This window comes from Sphingobacterium sp. UBA7855, from assembly GCA_002500745.1.
Lineage (GTDB): Bacteria > Bacteroidota > Bacteroidia > Sphingobacteriales > Sphingobacteriaceae > Sphingobacterium.
The window spans coordinates 148,996-166,341 of the sequence record DLST01000017.1; the positions used below are offsets into that span (position 1 = coordinate 148,996).

Here is a 17,346-nt window from a genome sequence, read left to right on the forward strand (position 1 = left end):
ATGATCGAGCGTAGTGAAAAATGGAATTACAATGAAAACACGCAACCTGGGAAAGCTTGAAGTTTCGCAGCTCGGTCGTACACTCCCACCGAGGGCGTGGATTGTTCAATCGCAGAATAAGGGTAATCATTGACATTCTAAATATGCTATATCTTTTGTGGTTCTGTGAGATCCGCAAAGGATACATTCTGTGGGTTATTATCCATAAACTTTACCGGTTAAATTTTCCGTTTTTATCCGGAAAGTTCCTTTGATGCTAAAATATATAAATTATAACGTAGAAAAGCGAAAATTATCTATTCTGTTAGCATATTACGGAAGCAATATTATCCCTGCTGTACCAAATGTTGCAAATCGGGATCGTTTTTTATTCGCTCCAGTTCGCTTTCGATAATCAGTACAATGTCATGCTTAATCTGTTTGTAATTGGCTTCAACTTGTTGTTTCATTGTATCAGCACCAGCCTCGCTTATGAATGATCGTATTTTAGGTATTTTCTGATAGGCTTTAGTTTCTGCGGCTACTTTTTCATTATCGACTACTATTTCGGCATGAAAGATTTTCTGCTCGATACGTTCATCGAAATTATCGGAAACCGCTCCCACAAACATACCTTGTGTTAAGGTAGAAATTTTTGAAGCAGGTATAAGGCTATCCAGTTGCGTTGATATGGACGTTGATTTATCGTTACGGTTGATGGTAAGGCTCTGGCGTTTCTGCAATACTTTACCGAAACGCTCGGAAAGATTTTTGGCAGTTTCTCCAACTACCTGTCCGCTGAAAATATTGCCTACCGTATTTTGGATAACTTTACTTTCTTTGTCACCGTAATCGCGGGTTAATTGCGAATAATCCTGAAATCCTAAACAAACTGCCACCTTATTAGATCTGGCAGTTGCGATAAGATTATCCAGTCCGCGAAAATAAATTGTAGGAAGCTCATCTATGATAACCGAACTTTTTAATTGTCCTTTTTTATTGATGAGCTTTACGATGCGTGAATTATATAAACCCAATGCCGCGGAATAAATATTTTGCCTGTCTGGGTTGTTACCGACGCATAAAATCTTCGGTTCTTTAGGATTGTTGATGTCCAATGAAAAATCATCGCCGGTCATTACCCAATAAAGACTTGGAGAGATCATTCGGGACAATGGTATTTTGGCTGACGCAATCTGACCCTGCAACTGGTCCTGTGCTCCACCCTGCCAGGCATCCATAAATGGAGACAGATAATTTTCCAACTCAGGATATGATGTTAGAATGGTAAATACGTCTGAATACTTTTTATTCAATAGCTCAATGGCATGTGGGAACGTGCAATGCTTGCCATTTTCATAAATTTTCAGAAACCATATTATCGCTGCGAGCAAAATAATTGGGCTCTCCACGAAAAAATCACCCTGCTTTTGTATCCAGCTTCTGTTAAGATTGAGCATGATGGTATAAGCAGCTTCATAAGCATCCGAAATATCCGTCATGAAATCTGGATTGAGGGGATTGCAACGATGGCTTTTTTTCGGGTCATCAAAGTTGATGACGTAGAATGTTGGTTTTACTTTGTATTTATCCTTATGCTTCAGCAAATGATTATAGGCAATAGTAGAAAGATCGTCAAACTTAAAATCGTAGATATACATCGAAAAGCCCTTCTCGATCTGCTGCTTGATGTAATTGTTTACAATCGCATAGCTCTTACCTGATCCTGGTGTACCCAGCACAATCGTTGCCCTGAAAGGATTAACAATATTGATCCAGCCGTTATGCTCTTTTTTATTGTACCAGAATTTAGTAGGCAGGTTAACGGAATATTCGTTTTCCATCAGCTTGGTTTCCTGCATAAAACTTTCGTTCTCACTATTGAAAACATCGTCGATCAAATTATTGCGCAAGAGACGGCTCATCCATACCCCTGCCATGAGCAGGGATATGTATCCTAATGCGATAGTCAGCATGTAAAGAAATGTGCCTATGACCGGAGATAGCTTTAATAGTGGCGTATTTAGAAAGAACAGCACAAAACCAACACCTAAAGCCACATAAATTTTAGACCAGGTTATCTTTTCATTCTTTACGCCCTTTGTTCCCAAACAACTTAAAGCCAGCAAAAGCAAAGCGAATGCTTTGGTATATAAGGTATGTGAAAACAGACCAGCCGTTCTGTCGAAATTAGCTAATATCTTGTTGATTACTTCCAAGGTCCAACCACGTTCTAAAAAGAAACCGTAGCAGAACCAATAAAGGTGCATCAGTACCAATAGAATACTGACCGCACGCATAAAAGCCATTATCTTGGCGAGCCCTCTTAAATCGTCTTCTCCCTGCATTTTAAAAAAAATAAATGTTCGGGCGTGAATTTATGAGCTATATAAAACGGCTATAAAGAAGTGGCAGCCAATGGCGGTGAGTGGCGGTATTTGGCTAGAGTCATTCTTTCGTTACGACACATTAAGACATAGCTTCTGTCATTATATTTTTACTTTGAGAGCGTTATTCGAAAAGGGTGACGTCTTAGGATTAGCCCCTTTCATCTTGTATGTTATTCTTGGTGTATCGTTTTCTCAATTTTCGGTCGAATGAGGTCGCTTACATATGGGTTGTTAACAACAGCCATTTTCCGTCTCCTTATTTTTCATCTTAATCATCCATTTTCTTTATTAAACCTTCTCGTAGTAGATCAAGGAACTTCGTGGGATTTTTTTTCCTATTCCTTAGTTCCAAAAAAGTATGATAAAAATCTCCGAGCTCGATATTAAATACTTGTTCAAAGGAGGCGGCGATAACTTTGATGTCTATATTTCCATTGTTAAAAACTGCATGTGTATGTAAAGCATAAATCAACTCGATTAGATCAGTCTTGCTTTCGGTCCAAGTCAGCGAAGAATTATCCGTACCTTTTTTCAGATTGATGTTATTCAGCCTGTTTTCCAAATAAACTTGTATTAGGTCATTAGCAATTATCTTGGCAACCTTATAATCGTGTGAAGTAGAAAAACGATGGTCTGCCTCGAAATAGAACGTATCCAGCCATAGCCTTATATCGTGTTTTCCCCGTACAAAAAACTTATCGTCAAGGAACGAATTGTTGCTACGGTAGTACTTATAAAAATCAATGTTGTTCTCAAAGAACCTTTTCAGTTTTTTGAGTTCTTTGTTAAGATACTTCCTGACGCTTTTTGCCTCATAGGGCTTTTTTGCCTCGATTTTATAAATGGCATTATAGTAAATCAGCTTTGAAACAATAACAGGTTTCTGAACCTTGAAAAAATGGATTTCTTCCTCCATATTCTTAAAGTCGTTTTTCATTACAAACTTCTTTAAATCAGCAAGGCTTTGAATGATAAGCTGCATAGCTGATTCTATTCTTCTTATCGGGCAGTCGGTTTCAATCTCCAGTTCCTGGATTGCTGTTTCCAATTTAAGATAGGTTTCATTGTAAAATTTATCCATATGGTTATTTTTAAATCGTTAATCTATACCAGCATATTGTTTGTATCGAAAACCAAAACCGCTGGTAATTGCATGAGCCATTACCAACGATATGTATCGGCAGGATTGCCTTAACTTATTCCCAGCCACCGCCCAATGCCCTGTACAATTGTACTATGGAACTTAGCTTTTGATATTTTGCGTCAAGGATATTAATCTGCGTGTTCAATTCATTTTCCTGCGCCCGCAACACTTCGAGGTAATTTGCCAGACCGTGGTTCATCAGTTGCTCTGAATATCGCGTAGCCGTGCGGTACGCTTCGTGTTCCTTTACTTTTAATTTCTCGATCTGATTGTTTGATTTGTAATTGGCAAGCGCATCGGATACTTCCTTGCCAGCATTCAAAATAGACTTGCGGTAATTGAGGTAGGCAACCTGCCGGTTTGCCAGGCTTATTTCGTGCCTTGTCTTTAGTTTCCGCTGGTTCCATAATGGCTGTGTCAATGAGGCAATTACATTACCGAAGATTGCCCGTGGGCTAAAAAGCTGGTCAATATCAATACTCTGAAAACCCGAACTGGCGGTCAGCCTTAAACTTGGATAAAAGTCGGCCTTCGCTACATTGACCATTTGGAAAGTTCGCATCAATTCATATTCTGCGGCGCGTACATCGGGTCGGTTCGACAAAAGTTGGTACGGTACTCCTACAGATAAATCCGTTATCACCTGCTGCCCGTCCAATGTTCCCCGATCAACGGTTTTCGGTTCGCTTGCCAAAAGCAGGTTAAAAGCATTCTCGGTAATTTCAATCTGATTGTTGATCTGGACCAAAAGTGACTGCGCATTGTATATGAGGGCTTCGCTCTGCTTTACCGCCGCTTCGGTAAGCGTCCCCCCTTTTTTCAACGCTTTAGAGGTTTCCAACGATCTTGTCCGTGTTTCAATGGTATGCTCGGTTACTTTCTTCTGTTCGTCCAGTACCAATAGCTGGTAATATAATGAAGCTACATTGCTGATCAGCGTTGTCTGGAATGCCTGCCTACCCGCTATGGTGCGTTGCATATCGGCAAAAGCCGCTCTTTTGGAACTCGTCAGTCTGCCCCAAATATCCGCTTCCCAGGAAAGCGAGGCTGTCAGGTCATACTGAACGATATGGTTACGCTCCCCGATCAACCGTCCAAACTGCGTGTTCTGCGATTGTGTAGTATAACCCGCCGCAGGCCCAAGATTGACCGAGGGCAGGAATGCTTTGCCCGATTGCAGATAATGGGACTGGCTTGCCTTTATATTCTCCAAAGCAATGTTCATACCCAAATTTTCCCGTAAGGCGGTTTCGATATGCGCCTGAAGAACAGGATCAGTAAAAAAGTCCGCCCTTTTTATCAATCCCATATTGGTGCTATCCACCTGCTGGTATTCCTTTCGGAACAGGTCTACCGTAGGCAGTGTGTTTTGTGGCCGCTCATATTGCTTTGCCACAAAACAGGACTGCAACGTAAGTAACAGCGCAACGAGCGGGAGCCATTTTGCAATTCTTATATTTTTCAAAACTTCAATTTTTTATCGTTAAACATTGTCCGGTTCTATGGCCGAAATTTCTTTTGACTTTATCGGTTTTACCTTTTCCTGCAACCATTGGAAAATAACAAACAGGACAGGGATGACCAATACGCCGCATACCGTTCCTATCAGCAAACCTGTTGCTGCTCCCGTGCCGATGGAGCGGTTTCCGACCGCACCCATTCCCGAAGAGAATACAAGCGGAAGCATACCTGCAATAAAAGCCAGTGAGGTCATCAGAATAGGACGAAGCCTTGCTTTGGCTGCATTGATAGCGGCAGCCGCAATGGTTTCTCCTTTATTTCTGCGGTGCAGCGCAAATTCAACAATCAAAATCGCATTCTTTGCCAAAAGGCCTACGAGCATAATGAGGGCAACCTGGAAATAGATGTTGTTTTCCAATCCTGCAAGATGCTGCCCTACAAAGGCACCCATGATACCGAACGGTAAAGAAAAGATGACCGTAAGCGGTTGTATGAAACTCTCGTATTGTGCCGAGAGCAACAGGTAAATGAACATCACACAGAGCAGGAAAATGAACAGGGTCTGATTGCCCACGGCAATTTCCTCCCTTGTCAAACCCGCATAGTCCACTATATAATCGGCTGGCAGGTTTTGTGCGGCTACCTCCTGAAATGCTTTGATGGCATCTCCGGTACTATAGCCCGGAGCATTTGCCCCTTCAAGCTGTACCGAAGTGAACAGGTTGAAACGGTTGACCACCTGCGGGCCATAGGTCCGTTTCAGCGAAACAAACTGGGATATCGGAGCCATTTCTCCCGACGCCGTCCGTATCGTAAATTGTTCCAAAAGCCGTTCATCCATCCGCGTTTCCGGTGGTGATTGCACCATGACCCGGTACTGTTTGCCGAACTTGGTAAAGTCTGCCGCATAGAAACCGCCCACATATCCCTGCATTGCGGAAAGGATACTGGAAACTTCCACGCCGCTTTCTTCTGCTCTTTCCGCATTGACCAGCATTTCGTACTGTGGATAGCTGACGTTGAACGGCGTTTGAACAAAATCAATTTCCGGCCGTTTCTCCAGTTCAGCAATGAAACTGCGGGCAACCTTGTCTATAGCTGCTATATCGTTACCACCCCTGTCGAGCAATACCATGGAGAACCCGGCACTATTTCCGAATCCCCGTACACTCGCCGGGCCAAAGAACACAAAGCTGGCTTCGGGAATAGTTTTAGCCCTTTCATTCAATTTTTGGATAACCGTATTCAGGCTCAACTCTTCATTTCCTTTCCGCTCTTCAAAAGGGGGAAGGTGGATATAGGCCGTAGCATTGTTACTTCCCGTACCGGAGAACAGGCTGGTTCCCGTGGCTATACTGAACCGTGCCACACCCGGAATATCTTTTACCTTTTCCTCCAGTTCTTTCAGTACGGCATAAGACCGTTCCATCGAAGCACCCGGCGGCAGTTCCACGTTGATGAAAACCACCCCTCTGTCTTCCAAAGGCACAAAGCCTTTCGGCATAGAACTGTTCGCCCAGATAAGCAAACCAAAGGCTGCAACGAACAGGGCGCCTACAATCCATTTTGTCTTGATAAGTCGCTTGACCAAAACGGCATATCGCTGGGTCGTGAGGTTAAATGCCGTATTGAATTTATGGTTGAACTTCTGCACGAAATTTTTATCGGCGTATGCTTTGTCCGTATGGTCGGTCTTTAGGAACAGGGCACAGAGCATAGGCGTTAAGGTCAGTGCGTTGACCGCCGAGATAAAGATGGCGACCATCAGCGTAATGCCGAACTGCTGGTAGAAAACACCTGCGGGCCCGGTAATAAACGTTACCGGAACGAAAACCGCACCCAATACCAAGGTAATGGAAACGATGGCTCCTGAAATTTCACCCATCGCTTCGATAGTTGCCGAACGGGCAGTTTGCTTTCCTTTTTCCAGTTTAGCATGTACTGCTTCGACCACCACAATGGCATCATCGACCACAATACCGATGGCCAGCACAAGGGCAAAAAGCGTGAGCAGGTTCAGTGAGAAACCTAACAGGTTCAGGAAAAAGAAACTACCTACAATCGAAACCGGAACTGCAATAGCCGGAATAAGCGTAGAACGGAAATCCTGCAAGAAAAGAAGCACGACAAGAAATACCAAAAGAAATGCTTCGATAAGCGTGACCACGACCTGGTCAACAGCTCCCTCCAGAAAGGTATTGAGGTCATAGTCGTTCAGCCAGTGCAGACCATCGGGCAAAGTGGGCTCAATGCTTTTGAGGTATTCCAAAACCGCTTTGTTCACTTCCTGCGCATTGGTTCCCGGACTTTGGTACACGCCGAATACACCGTTCACATGGCCCATTGTTTCGCCCACGCCAGCGTAGCTCTGCGAGGCAAACGATACATCGGCAACATCTTTCAGCCGTAAAAACTGTCCGCCTCTCAATGCCTTGATGATAATGTTTCCGTATTCATCTTCGCTGTCAAAGCGTCCCTTGTAACGGATGACATACTCGTTGGCCTGCCCAGCGTTGGTCCCGATCTGACCGGCCGCGGCCTCCCGGCTCTGCGAATTGATTTTTGCAATCACATCATCGGGCTGCAATCCATAGGCTGAAAGTTTCTCCGGTTTGATCCAGATACGCATGGAATAATTTTTAGCACCGTGTATTTCTGCTGTCGAAACCCCTTTGATTCTTTTTATTGCCGGAATGATATTGATGTTGATATAGTTTTCGATATACACTTGGTCGAATGACGGGTTGGTCGAATAGAACCTGATGAATATCAATGGCGAGTTTTCCTGTTTTTGGGTAACCACACCCGAACGGGTAGCTTCCTGCGGCAATAAAGGCAAAGCCCTGTTTACCCTGTTCTGAACGTTCATAGCGGCAATGTCGGGGTCTGTTCCCAGCTCAAAAAACACGTTGATGCTTGCCGTACCGTCATTGGTTGCCGATGAGGAAACGTAGGTCATATTTTCCACACCGTTTACCTGTTCTTCAATGGGCGTAATGACCGACCGCATAACGGTCATCGCATCAGCCCCCGGATAGTTTGCCGTTATCCTTACCGTAGGCGGTGCGATATCGGGGTACTGCGTCATGGGCAGTGCCATCAGTCCAAGTATTCCCAATACGACTATAATAATCGAGATAACGGCAGAGAATACCGGACGCTCTATAAATTTCTTGATCATAAGTTTAGAATACGGGCTGAATGTTGTTAATAATGCTGTCCGTAACCGTTTTTGTTGGTTTAATGGCGTTGCCGGTACGCAGTTTTGCTACGCCGCCTGCTACAATCCTATCGCCCTGTTTCAATCCGCTTTCTACCAATACAAGTTTGTCTATCCTGCTGATCTGCTTTATCTCTGTCTGCTTCACGGTATCGCCCTGAACGGTAAAGGCGAATACTTTGCCCTGTTGCTCGAAAATTCCCGTTTCGGGAATGACCAGTACATTCTTGTATGTTTTGGGGATGCGGATGGTACCGCTGTTCCCGTTGGTAAGCACACGCTGCTGGTTCGGAAAGGAAACACGGAACTGGATGCTTCCGGTCTGTGGATTTATCTGACCTGTTACGGCGCTGATTTTACCTTTTTCTTCGTATATCCTGCCATTGGCCATCATCAGCTCGACAGCAGGGACGTTTCTTAATTTTTCCTCCAAAGCGTTTCCTGCTGTTTCGTATAGGAAATCCATGTATTCTGCTTCGTTCATCGAGAAATAAGCGTATAGCTCGCGAACGTCCGAAACCGTTGTAATCGGGGTCTGGTCTGCTGGCCCTACCAAAGCACCCGAGCGCAGGTTGATTTTGCCGACTACGCCGTCTATCGGCGCACGGATGACCGAATAATCCACATTAGCAGTGATGCTTTTATGGTTTGCCCTTGCCTGCTCCAGTTCGCTCTGGGCTTGCAAAAGGTTTACCCGGGCGGTTTCCAATAGCACGTTGCTGACAATGTTCTCCTCGACCAAAGGCTTCAGCCTGTTTACCTCCACCTTTGCGGCATCTACCCGTGCCCGTGCCGCAGCAACGCCCGATTGGGCGGCACTGGCATTCTGGGAAAGGGAGTTGGTTTCCAGGCGGAACATTACCTGTCCTTTGCTTACACGCTGTCCCTCATCGACCAGCACCTGGCTGATATAGCCCTGTATCTTGGCACGGACATCGTTATTGTTGATGCCCTGAATGGAGGTGGGGTAAGTCTGGTATGCCTGGACATCCCTGTTTTCTACCTCAACAACGGGGTAAGGCTGCGCTTCTTCCTTTGGGGGTTCAGTGCCTCCGCAAGAGGCAAGAAGCATAGCTGACAAGAAGGCGGCTACTGTATTTTTTGATAGACTATTCATTTCAATATCTTTAATTTTTACTTTGTATTGGGCAAACAATACCCCGGAGCGTTCTTTTTGGGAACGCTTAGCCGTTGGCTATAAATCAACTTGCGCTATATGTTCAGAATGGTGTTTATTTCAGATGCTCTTTGAAAAACCTGTCCATTTTGTCAAAGGGGATTACATCCAACCTGTCGTACAGATCCACGTGCACGGCACCCGGTACAATCAGCAGTTCTTTGGGCTGGGCTGCGGCCTTGTACGCATCTTCGCTGAAATAACGGGAGTGTGCTTTTTCACCTGCAATGATCAGGACTGGCCGGGGCGAAATTTCCTTGATATAGGTTAATAGCGGGGCATTCATAAAGGACAGGGCATTTGTTTTTGTCCATGCTCCATTTGAATTGATGGAACGGGGGTGGAAGCCGCGCTGGGTTTTATAATAGGAAGCATACTCCTTTACAAACTGCTGGGCATCGTCTGCTATGCTGGCCAATCCGTTGGGAGGCAGGGCAGGCGTTCCATTCTTCGCATCTTCCCAACGTTGCCGGTTCATTTCTTCCAATGCTTTGCTACGTTCTTGTGGCGTCATTTTATCGAAATAGCCTTTTGACATACCTCGCGACATATCATACATGGTAGAGGCAACAACGGCTTTTACACGGGTATCCGCAGCGGCAGCATTCAAAGCGAAACCACCGAAGCCACAGATACCGATGATGCCTATTTTGCTCCGGTCAATGTTTTCCTGTAGGCCGAGAAAATCCACGGCTGCGCTGAAATCTTCCGTGTTCATATCTGGAGACGATACGTGACGTGGTTCGCCGCCGCTTTCGCCCGTATAAGACGGGTCAAATGCCAATGCCACAAAACCACGTTCTGCCATCTGGTTAGCGTATAATCCCGACGATTGTTCTTTTACCGCTCCATAAGGCCCGCTAATGGCGAGCGCTGCGAGTGGCTGGCTTCCTTGTTCTTTAGGCGTGTACAAATCGCCTGAAAGGGTTATTCCAAACCGGTTTTTGAAGGTTACTTTTTGACGGGTTACTTTATCGCTTAACCTAAAAGTATAATGTTCCTGATTGTTCATTTGCTTTTGGCCTGTTGATGTTTGACCAAATACTGTCCCCAATGCCATCAGGGAAACTGCTATTATGATTGATAATTTTTTCATCGTATTAAATTTTGTCGCTGTTAATGTTGTACCGTAAGTGTGTGAATGCTTCATCATCTTGAACACAATACAAAGGTCGATACTAAATCCTGCTTCTTTGTTACAATTAATTCAGGTAAAATGTCACTTATCGAACCTATGCATTAAAATGTCGTTACACTGTGTTGTCGGTTTTGGTTTTAAGGTTATCACTTTTGTCCTGAACCCGAGCATCGCTACAAATGAAGCTGCCAATGCGCAAAGCGTACTGAAGATGAAAATCCCGTTGGTTCCTGCTATATCATATGTTAGCCCTCCTGCGGAAGCCCCTATGGTTATGGACAGCTGTATAATGGCTATCTGTACACCTCCTGCACTTTCTGCCTCATCGGGAACGGTGCGTGTCAGCCAATCCGTCCAGCCCACCTGTACAACGCCAAAGAACAATCCCCATAACGATACCAAGACTACTGCAATCAGGGTCAGCTCGCCAAATAGCATAAGTCCCAAAACGGATATACCCATAAACAGCGCCGCAAGGACTAAAGAACGGTGAATATTCCATTGCAGGGGGTATCTTGAAAAGGTGGCGCCAAAAAAGTTGGCTATTCCGAATGCCAGTAATACCAGTGTCAACGTATTGCCGTGAACGTTGGTGATGTTCTCCAAAAAGGGGCGTAAGTAGGAGAAAAAGATGGCGTAGCTCATAAACACAAAAAATGTAGCTGTCATACCCGGTCTGATTTTAGGACGGTCAAATATCCTGAACAGGGAACTCAATTTTGAGGCACCGCCTGATGGCATAGATGGTAACGAACGCAACTGCCAGATAAATGCAACTACACCTATGACAGCGGTAATCAGAAATACATTCCGCCACCCGATGTGCATACCCAGAAAGCTGCCCAACGGGGCAGCAATAACAGTCGCAACCGATACTGCACCAAAGATGATGGACAGTGCTTTGGGAACAAGGTTTTTTGGCACTAAGCGCATCGCCGTTGCTGCCATCATTCCCCAACAACCGCTAATACCTATACCTAATAGCACACGGCCGATTAAAAGAATGAACAAGTTTGGCGAATAGGCAACTATGAGGTTTGAAAGCATCAGCAATACGCTGAAAGAGATCAGCACCCACCTCCGGTCTATGCGCTGGGTCAGCAGTGCGGTAAACAGGCTCGCGATCATGGCAACGGCAGCCGTCACGGATATTGCCTGCCCAACCGTTCCTTCACTAACGCCTAAATCTGATGCCATTGGCGTCAGCAAACTTGCAGGCAGAAACTCTGCAATGATTAAACCTGCTACGGAAAGAGCTATTGAATAAACAGCCCCCCATTTTGGCTGTATGTTTTGTTCTATTGTTTTATTTTCTTCCATTTTTATACTTGCTTATAAATAACAGGCACAAAATTACCAAGCCGACACTTTCTTTATGTTATAAATTGTACAGGTATTTTGTCAAATATTACCTATTTTTGTTAGGCGGACTTTTTACAATTTTAAGATGCAGGCAGAAGAAAATCGTAAAATAATATTATTGAAAACCACATCGGTGGAGCAGTTCCCGGAAGGCTTCCAGTCCCGCTATCATGCACATATCTACTGCCAGCGCGGCAACGTCAAATTCAGGTTCAATGGTCAGCTATTCCACTGCAAGGCGGGCGAGTTTATTTTTTTGCTGGCAGGCAGTGAAGTTTCGGAGCTATCGCTGTCTAAAAATTTCATGGCAATTACCCTGTTTGTGGAAAAGGACTTCTTACTGGACAATCTTCCTAACCTTACCTTGGGTATAGATTCGATTGTCCATCACCGGATAAGCCCGATTTTGCATCCGGATAATAAGGAAGACCGGGAAAAAATTCTAATGAATTTTCAATCCCTTAATGATAGATTTGAGGATACGGACCATCGATTTTACAACGAAGCATTAAAGCTACAGATGCAACTGTTTGTGCTGGAGATGTGGAGTATCTTTGCGGAACAGCTGGATCGGCGCAGGCGTTCGATGCAGTCGGGAACATTGTATGAAAGATTTGTACAACTGGTGGAGGAACACTGCATGAAGGAACGCGAAGTACGTTTTTATAGTAATGCATTAAATATTACACCCAAATACCTGAACCAGATCTGCAAAGCCAATACGGGTGTTACAGCTTCGCAGTGGATACAGCGTTACACCAGGGAGCGGATTCTAGTCCTCCTTCGGGATAAGAACCTGAATATTTCCGAAATAGCCGATGAAATGGATTTTTCGAGCTATTCATTCTTTACCCGATATGTAAAAAAGCTATTGGGAGTAAGCCCAAGCGAATACAGGCAGCGGTTACAGGAACCGGCCGATAAATCAAAGAAAAAAAATAAGACCGCCCAAAAATGAGACGGTCTTATTTAACTTATGCAGTATAACCTTGTTTACTTCAAATTATCTTTGAAGAATTTTTCCAGTCTGTCGAACGGGATTTTATCTTTTTGGTCGTATAAATCCACATGGTCGGCATCAGGGACGATGACCAATTCTTTCGGCTGCAAAGCCTGTTTGTAAACATCTTCCGAATAATAGCGCGAGTGTGCATTTTCTCCCGCAATCAGCATAAGTGGACGTGGGGAAATCATATCCACATTGGTCATCATCGGGAAGCTGAAAAAGGACATCGGTGTGGTAGCCGTCCACGCTGTTGTGGAATTGATAGACCGTGGATGGAAGCCACGTGGTGTCCTGTAATAATCAAAGAATGCCTTTTGAACCGGGTCTGGATTTTCAGGCAAAGTTTCAGGAAGGACGCGATCTCCCTTTACCAGGCTACCTTTATCGTCAAACGGTACTTCATGGAAGCCTATCGCGGGTTTACCGTTCTCGGCATCCGCCCAGCGCTGCTGGCTTATGTAATCAATCACCTGTTGGCGTTGTTCTTTTGTGTAACTGTCTTTGTAGCTGCGGCTGATGCTCCGTGACATATCGTACATCGAAGCTGTAGCTACAGCCTTGATACGGCTGTCGCTGCCTGCCGCCGTAATGGCCATACCGCCCAGCCCGCATACACCTACTGCGCCGATCTTACTTCGGTCAACATTCTTCAACAGACCGATGTAATCAACGGCCGCACTGAAATCTTCGGTAAAGATATCGGGCGATCCTACGTTCCGGACATCCCCGCCGCTTTCTCCTGTAAATGATGGGTCAAAAGCTAAGGTCACGAAACCACGTGAGGCCAGCTCGTTTGCATAAAAACCGGAGGATTGCTCCTTGACTGCACCAAAAGGACCACTTACTACCAAAGCGGGAAGTTTCTGGTTATCTCTGTTTTTGGGTGTATATAAATCTCCGGTTACCGGAATGCCGTAACGGTTCTTGAACGTTACCTTCTCCCGTGTTACGCCGTCATTCAGTTTGAATGTATAGGTATCTTCTGCGTTATCCATTTTTTCTGATTTTTGAGGTTGTTCCTTCTTATCTTCCGTTTTCTGCGGCTGTTGGCACGCTCCTAATGCCGTCAGGATGGCCATCATTATTATCGTTAATTGTTTCATTGCTATCCTCTTTTAAGTTGTTAAAATTATTTCAAAAATGATGCCTTCATACTGTTATCCGGTTTTATAACGGCTACGTTGTCCCATCGCAACCGATTTGTACTAGGTACCGGTCCACTATTTTTCCACCTTTTGCTGTTCGGAGGCCGGGTAACGGTCACCGACGATAGGAATATTTGCCACTGCCGTTTCAAGTTCCTTCCATTCCTGGGGGGTAAAAGTAAATTCCGCTGTTCTCAGGTTTTCTTCCAAATGGGAGAGTTTGGTCGTTCCGGGAATTGGAACGATGAACGGAGCCTTTTGAAGCAACCATCCCAATGCGGCCTGCGAGGGAGTGATGCCCCTTGTACGTCCGAATTTATTCAGCTCTTCCACAATCCTAAGGTTTGCCCGTATCGCTTCGGGAGTGAACCGGGGCAGGATATTACGGTTGTCGTTGCCCGAATTGAAACTGGTATATTCGTTGATGGCACCGGTGAGAAAACCACGGTTTACCGGGCTATACGGAACAAAGCCGATACCCAGTTCTTCACATACGGGCAGCACTTCTTTTTCTACTTCACGCCACATCAGATGATATTCGCTCTGTATGGCCGTAACGGGCTGCACAGCATGTGCTTTGCGGATCGTTTCTGCCGAGACCTCACAAAGGCCAAAACGCTTTACCTTTCCTTCGGCAATAAGATCTTTCACGGTTCCTGCCACGTCTTCAATGGGGACATTGGGGTCCATGCGGTGCTGGTACAGCAGCTCTATCACATCAATTTTTAGGCGTTTTAAAGATGCTTCCACCATCTCGCGGATACGTTCGGGGCGGCTGTTTAGTCCGCCTCGGGGTTCATTTATCCTGTTTCCGTCATAATTGTAGCCAAATTTCGTAACAATAGAAATTCTATCTTTGAACTGGCTCAATGCTTCTCCGGCCAGCTCCTCATTGGTAAACGGCCCGTAATTCTCGGCCGTATCAAAAAAGGTAACACCACGCTCCACAATCTGGTGGAGCAGCTTTATCATTGCTTTTTTGTCGGGGTGGATGCCCCGGTGGTGGTTCATTCCCATTACCCCAAACCCTAAAGCCGAAACCTCCATAGCGGCGCTGCCTTTTCCCAGGGTACGACGCTCGGTAATGATAGGCATGCTGTTTTTATCTTTACTTTCGGCTGAAGGTGTTGTTTTCTTTTCCGTGCATCCTTGTACCAACACCGCAGGAACGCAGGCGGCCGCACCAAAAAAGGTGGCACTCTTTAAGAAGTCCCGGCGGTTGGTAGAGTGATTGATCTCTTTATTCTGAAGTTCTGTTTTATTATTCATATCTTTTGTTTTTGCTGATTCTATTTTAGTGCCGTTGTAACGGCCAAAAAGAGAATCACTGATAAAAAAGTCCGCTGGACCATAGCGAAGCCAAAGCACCGCATCAGGTATCCGCCTGTTCCGAACACGTTCGGTTTTGCGGACGGCTTAAAATACCCGCCGATGGAAAACGGATGATTGACCTTAATTTTTAGCCTTGTTGTATTCTTCGTCTGTAACGGGCTCCATCCACTCGACAATTCCTTTTTCTGTGTTGGGGACGATATACAATTGCTGTAAACCCACATCATGACTGGCCCCATGCCAATGCTTTACATTGGGCGGACATTTGACAACATCACCTTTTTTGATGATTTCTATAGGTTGTCCTTTAATTTGGTGGTAACCAACTCCATCAGTAATAATCAATATCTGCCCGGAAGGGTGCGTATGCCAATTGCTTCTTGCACCGGGTTCAAAGTAAACATTGCCTGCGACTGTCGTGTAAATGGAATCTTCGCTGACCAATCCAAAAGGATATGCATTTCCGGTAAATAGATCTTTGGAACCCGGTTCTCCTTTTGGAAAAATAAAATCAGTTTCTTTTTTGCCGGTTTGTATGCTTTCCTGTGCCGCGTCCTTCCTGGTCTGGTTGCAGGCCGTCAATGCAAAAAGACCTGCTGTGAGGACTGCAAACAAAATTTTTTTGATCTGTGTTTTCATGAATTTGTGTTTTATAATTTAACTTAAAACCAACTGTTATTTCCTTTAATCCAATGTGGATGACTAAGGATGGGCTCTAAGTCACCCTTTAATTCCACATGGTACAAATGTAACCACTAAAAAAAGTTTCTATGTTACATATTTTACAGCAATAATGTCACATATCAAACTTTAGACATTGCGTTTTTTTAGATCTATTGCAGATCCTTTTTCATCAATTTTTCAAACTTTCCATATCAATAACAAAACGATACTTAACATCGCCTTTCAAGAGACGTCCATAAGCCGAATTTATATCCTGCATTTTTATAAGTTCGATATCAGATACAATGTTATGCTGTCCGCAGAAATCAAGCATCTCTTGCGTTTCTGCAATACCCCCGATCATTGAACCTGAAAAACTTCTACGTGCGGGTATCAGGCTGAATGGAGCAACGGGAAGCGGATTTTCAGGAGCACCGACAAGCGTAAGTTGCCCATCCCTTTTCAGCAAGGCCAGATACGCGTTTATATCATGTTGAGCAGATACACAATCCAGTATAAAATGTAGCGTACCAGCATTATTCTTCATCTGCTCTTCATCTGTAGAGCGTATTACCTCGTCTGCTCCCAAACGTTTGGCGTCTTCTATTTTTGAACTGGAAGTCGTGATTACCACCACATACGCTCCCATAGCTTTAGCTATTTTTACACCCATATGCCCCAATCCGCCAATGCCGACAATACCCACTTTCATTCCTACACCGATATTCCAATGTCTTAGTGGCGAGTAGGTGGTAATGCCTGCACATAGTAACGGGGCTGTCGCTGCCAGATCCAAATTTTCAGGGATATGTAACACAAAGTCTTCGTCCACCACTACCCGTTCAGAATAGCCACCAAAGGTTTGCTCGTTCAAATATCTCTCATGTCCGTTATAGGTCTGGACATTTCCGGCCTCGCAATATTGCTCCAATCCTTCCTTACAACTTTCACACTCTCTGCAACTATCCACCATGCAGCCAACTCCTGCAAGGTCGCCTACTTTGAATTTGGTAACATTGTCGCCCACTTTCGTAATACGTCCTACAATTTCATGTCCGGGTACGTTCGGGTAAACCGTTCCGTGCCATTCGTTGCGTGCAGTGTGTAAATCAGAATGACAAACGCCACAATATAAGATGTCTATTTCCACATCCTTTGCCGTTACTTCGCGGCGTTTGATGCTTAACGGTTTTAAATCTTCGGTGGGAGCTTCTGTCCCAAACGCTTTTACAATCTGTGTATTCATATAATTTCTTTTTATAAATGTTGCTATTTTAGAATAAGTGTTATTCGTCAGTTATTTAAGTCCTTCTGAAGAGCCAGTTATGA

General features: G+C 44.7%; 12 protein-coding genes. 1 reads left to right on the forward strand and 11 read right to left on the reverse strand.

Translation table 11 applies throughout. The features are described 5' to 3' along the window. Positions 1-326: 326 nt before the first annotated feature. From mobC to B2107_RS15895, 7 genes are all read right to left on the reverse strand, one after another. On the reverse strand, positions 327-2,327 hold the full coding sequence (gene mobC / locus B2107_RS15865; RefSeq protein ID WP_293956638.1) for a conjugal transfer protein MobC: 2,001 nt from the start codon (positions 2,325-2,327) through the stop codon (positions 327-329). A gap of 310 nt (positions 2,328-2,637) precedes the next feature. Next, a complete protein-coding gene (locus tag B2107_RS15870; RefSeq protein WP_293956639.1) occupies positions 2,638-3,450 on the reverse strand; it encodes an RteC domain-containing protein in 813 nt (270 codons plus the stop codon). Between the two features lie 115 nt (positions 3,451-3,565). Then, positions 3,566-4,978 carry an efflux transporter outer membrane subunit gene (locus B2107_RS15875; RefSeq protein ID WP_293956640.1) on the reverse strand — a complete coding sequence of 471 codons (1,413 nt, stop codon included), beginning with the start codon at positions 4,976-4,978 and terminating at the stop codon, positions 3,566-3,568. A gap of 18 nt (positions 4,979-4,996) precedes the next feature. Continuing rightward, on the reverse strand, positions 4,997-8,155 hold the full coding sequence (locus B2107_RS15880) for an efflux RND transporter permease subunit (RefSeq protein ID WP_293956642.1): 3,159 nt from the start codon (positions 8,153-8,155) through the stop codon (positions 4,997-4,999). A gap of 4 nt (positions 8,156-8,159) precedes the next feature. Next, positions 8,160-9,311, reverse strand: coding sequence for an efflux RND transporter periplasmic adaptor subunit (locus tag B2107_RS15885; protein WP_293956643.1), 1,152 nt, complete (start codon positions 9,309-9,311; stop codon positions 8,160-8,162). 115 nt (positions 9,312-9,426) lie between these two features. Continuing rightward, positions 9,427-10,467, reverse strand: a complete 1,041-nt coding sequence (locus B2107_RS15890; RefSeq protein WP_293956644.1) for an alpha/beta hydrolase — start codon at positions 10,465-10,467, stop codon at positions 9,427-9,429. Positions 10,468-10,590: 123 nt separating this feature from the next. Then, the gene (locus B2107_RS15895; protein WP_293956645.1) at positions 10,591-11,829 is read right to left on the reverse strand and encodes an MFS transporter; all 1,239 of its coding nucleotides are present in this window, start codon (positions 11,827-11,829) and stop codon (positions 10,591-10,593) included. A gap of 127 nt (positions 11,830-11,956) precedes the next feature. Here B2107_RS15895 and B2107_RS15900 point away from each other — a divergent pair, with 127 nt between their 5' ends. Further along, entirely contained in the window at positions 11,957-12,829 is an 873-nt protein-coding gene (locus tag B2107_RS15900; protein ID WP_293956646.1) for an AraC family transcriptional regulator, read from the forward strand. Between the two features lie 35 nt (positions 12,830-12,864). On the opposite strand, the gene B2107_RS15905 is transcribed toward B2107_RS15900, so the two are convergent. From B2107_RS15905 to B2107_RS15920, 4 genes are all read right to left on the reverse strand, one after another. Then, positions 12,865-13,980 (reverse strand): alpha/beta hydrolase, encoded by a 1,116-nt coding sequence (locus tag B2107_RS15905; protein WP_293956648.1) that lies wholly within the window; start codon positions 13,978-13,980, stop codon positions 12,865-12,867. A 117-nt stretch (positions 13,981-14,097) separates the two neighbouring features. After that, positions 14,098-15,291 (reverse strand): aldo/keto reductase, encoded by a 1,194-nt coding sequence (locus B2107_RS15910; RefSeq protein ID WP_293956649.1) that lies wholly within the window; start codon positions 15,289-15,291, stop codon positions 14,098-14,100. 183 nt (positions 15,292-15,474) lie between these two features. Then, positions 15,475-15,993: a cupin domain-containing protein gene (locus B2107_RS15915; protein WP_293956650.1), complete on the reverse strand. Its 519-nt coding sequence runs from the start codon at positions 15,991-15,993 to the stop codon at positions 15,475-15,477. A gap of 214 nt (positions 15,994-16,207) precedes the next feature. Further along, positions 16,208-17,263: an NAD(P)-dependent alcohol dehydrogenase gene (locus tag B2107_RS15920; RefSeq protein WP_293956651.1), complete on the reverse strand. Its 1,056-nt coding sequence runs from the start codon at positions 17,261-17,263 to the stop codon at positions 16,208-16,210. Positions 17,264-17,346 lie beyond the last annotated feature (83 nt).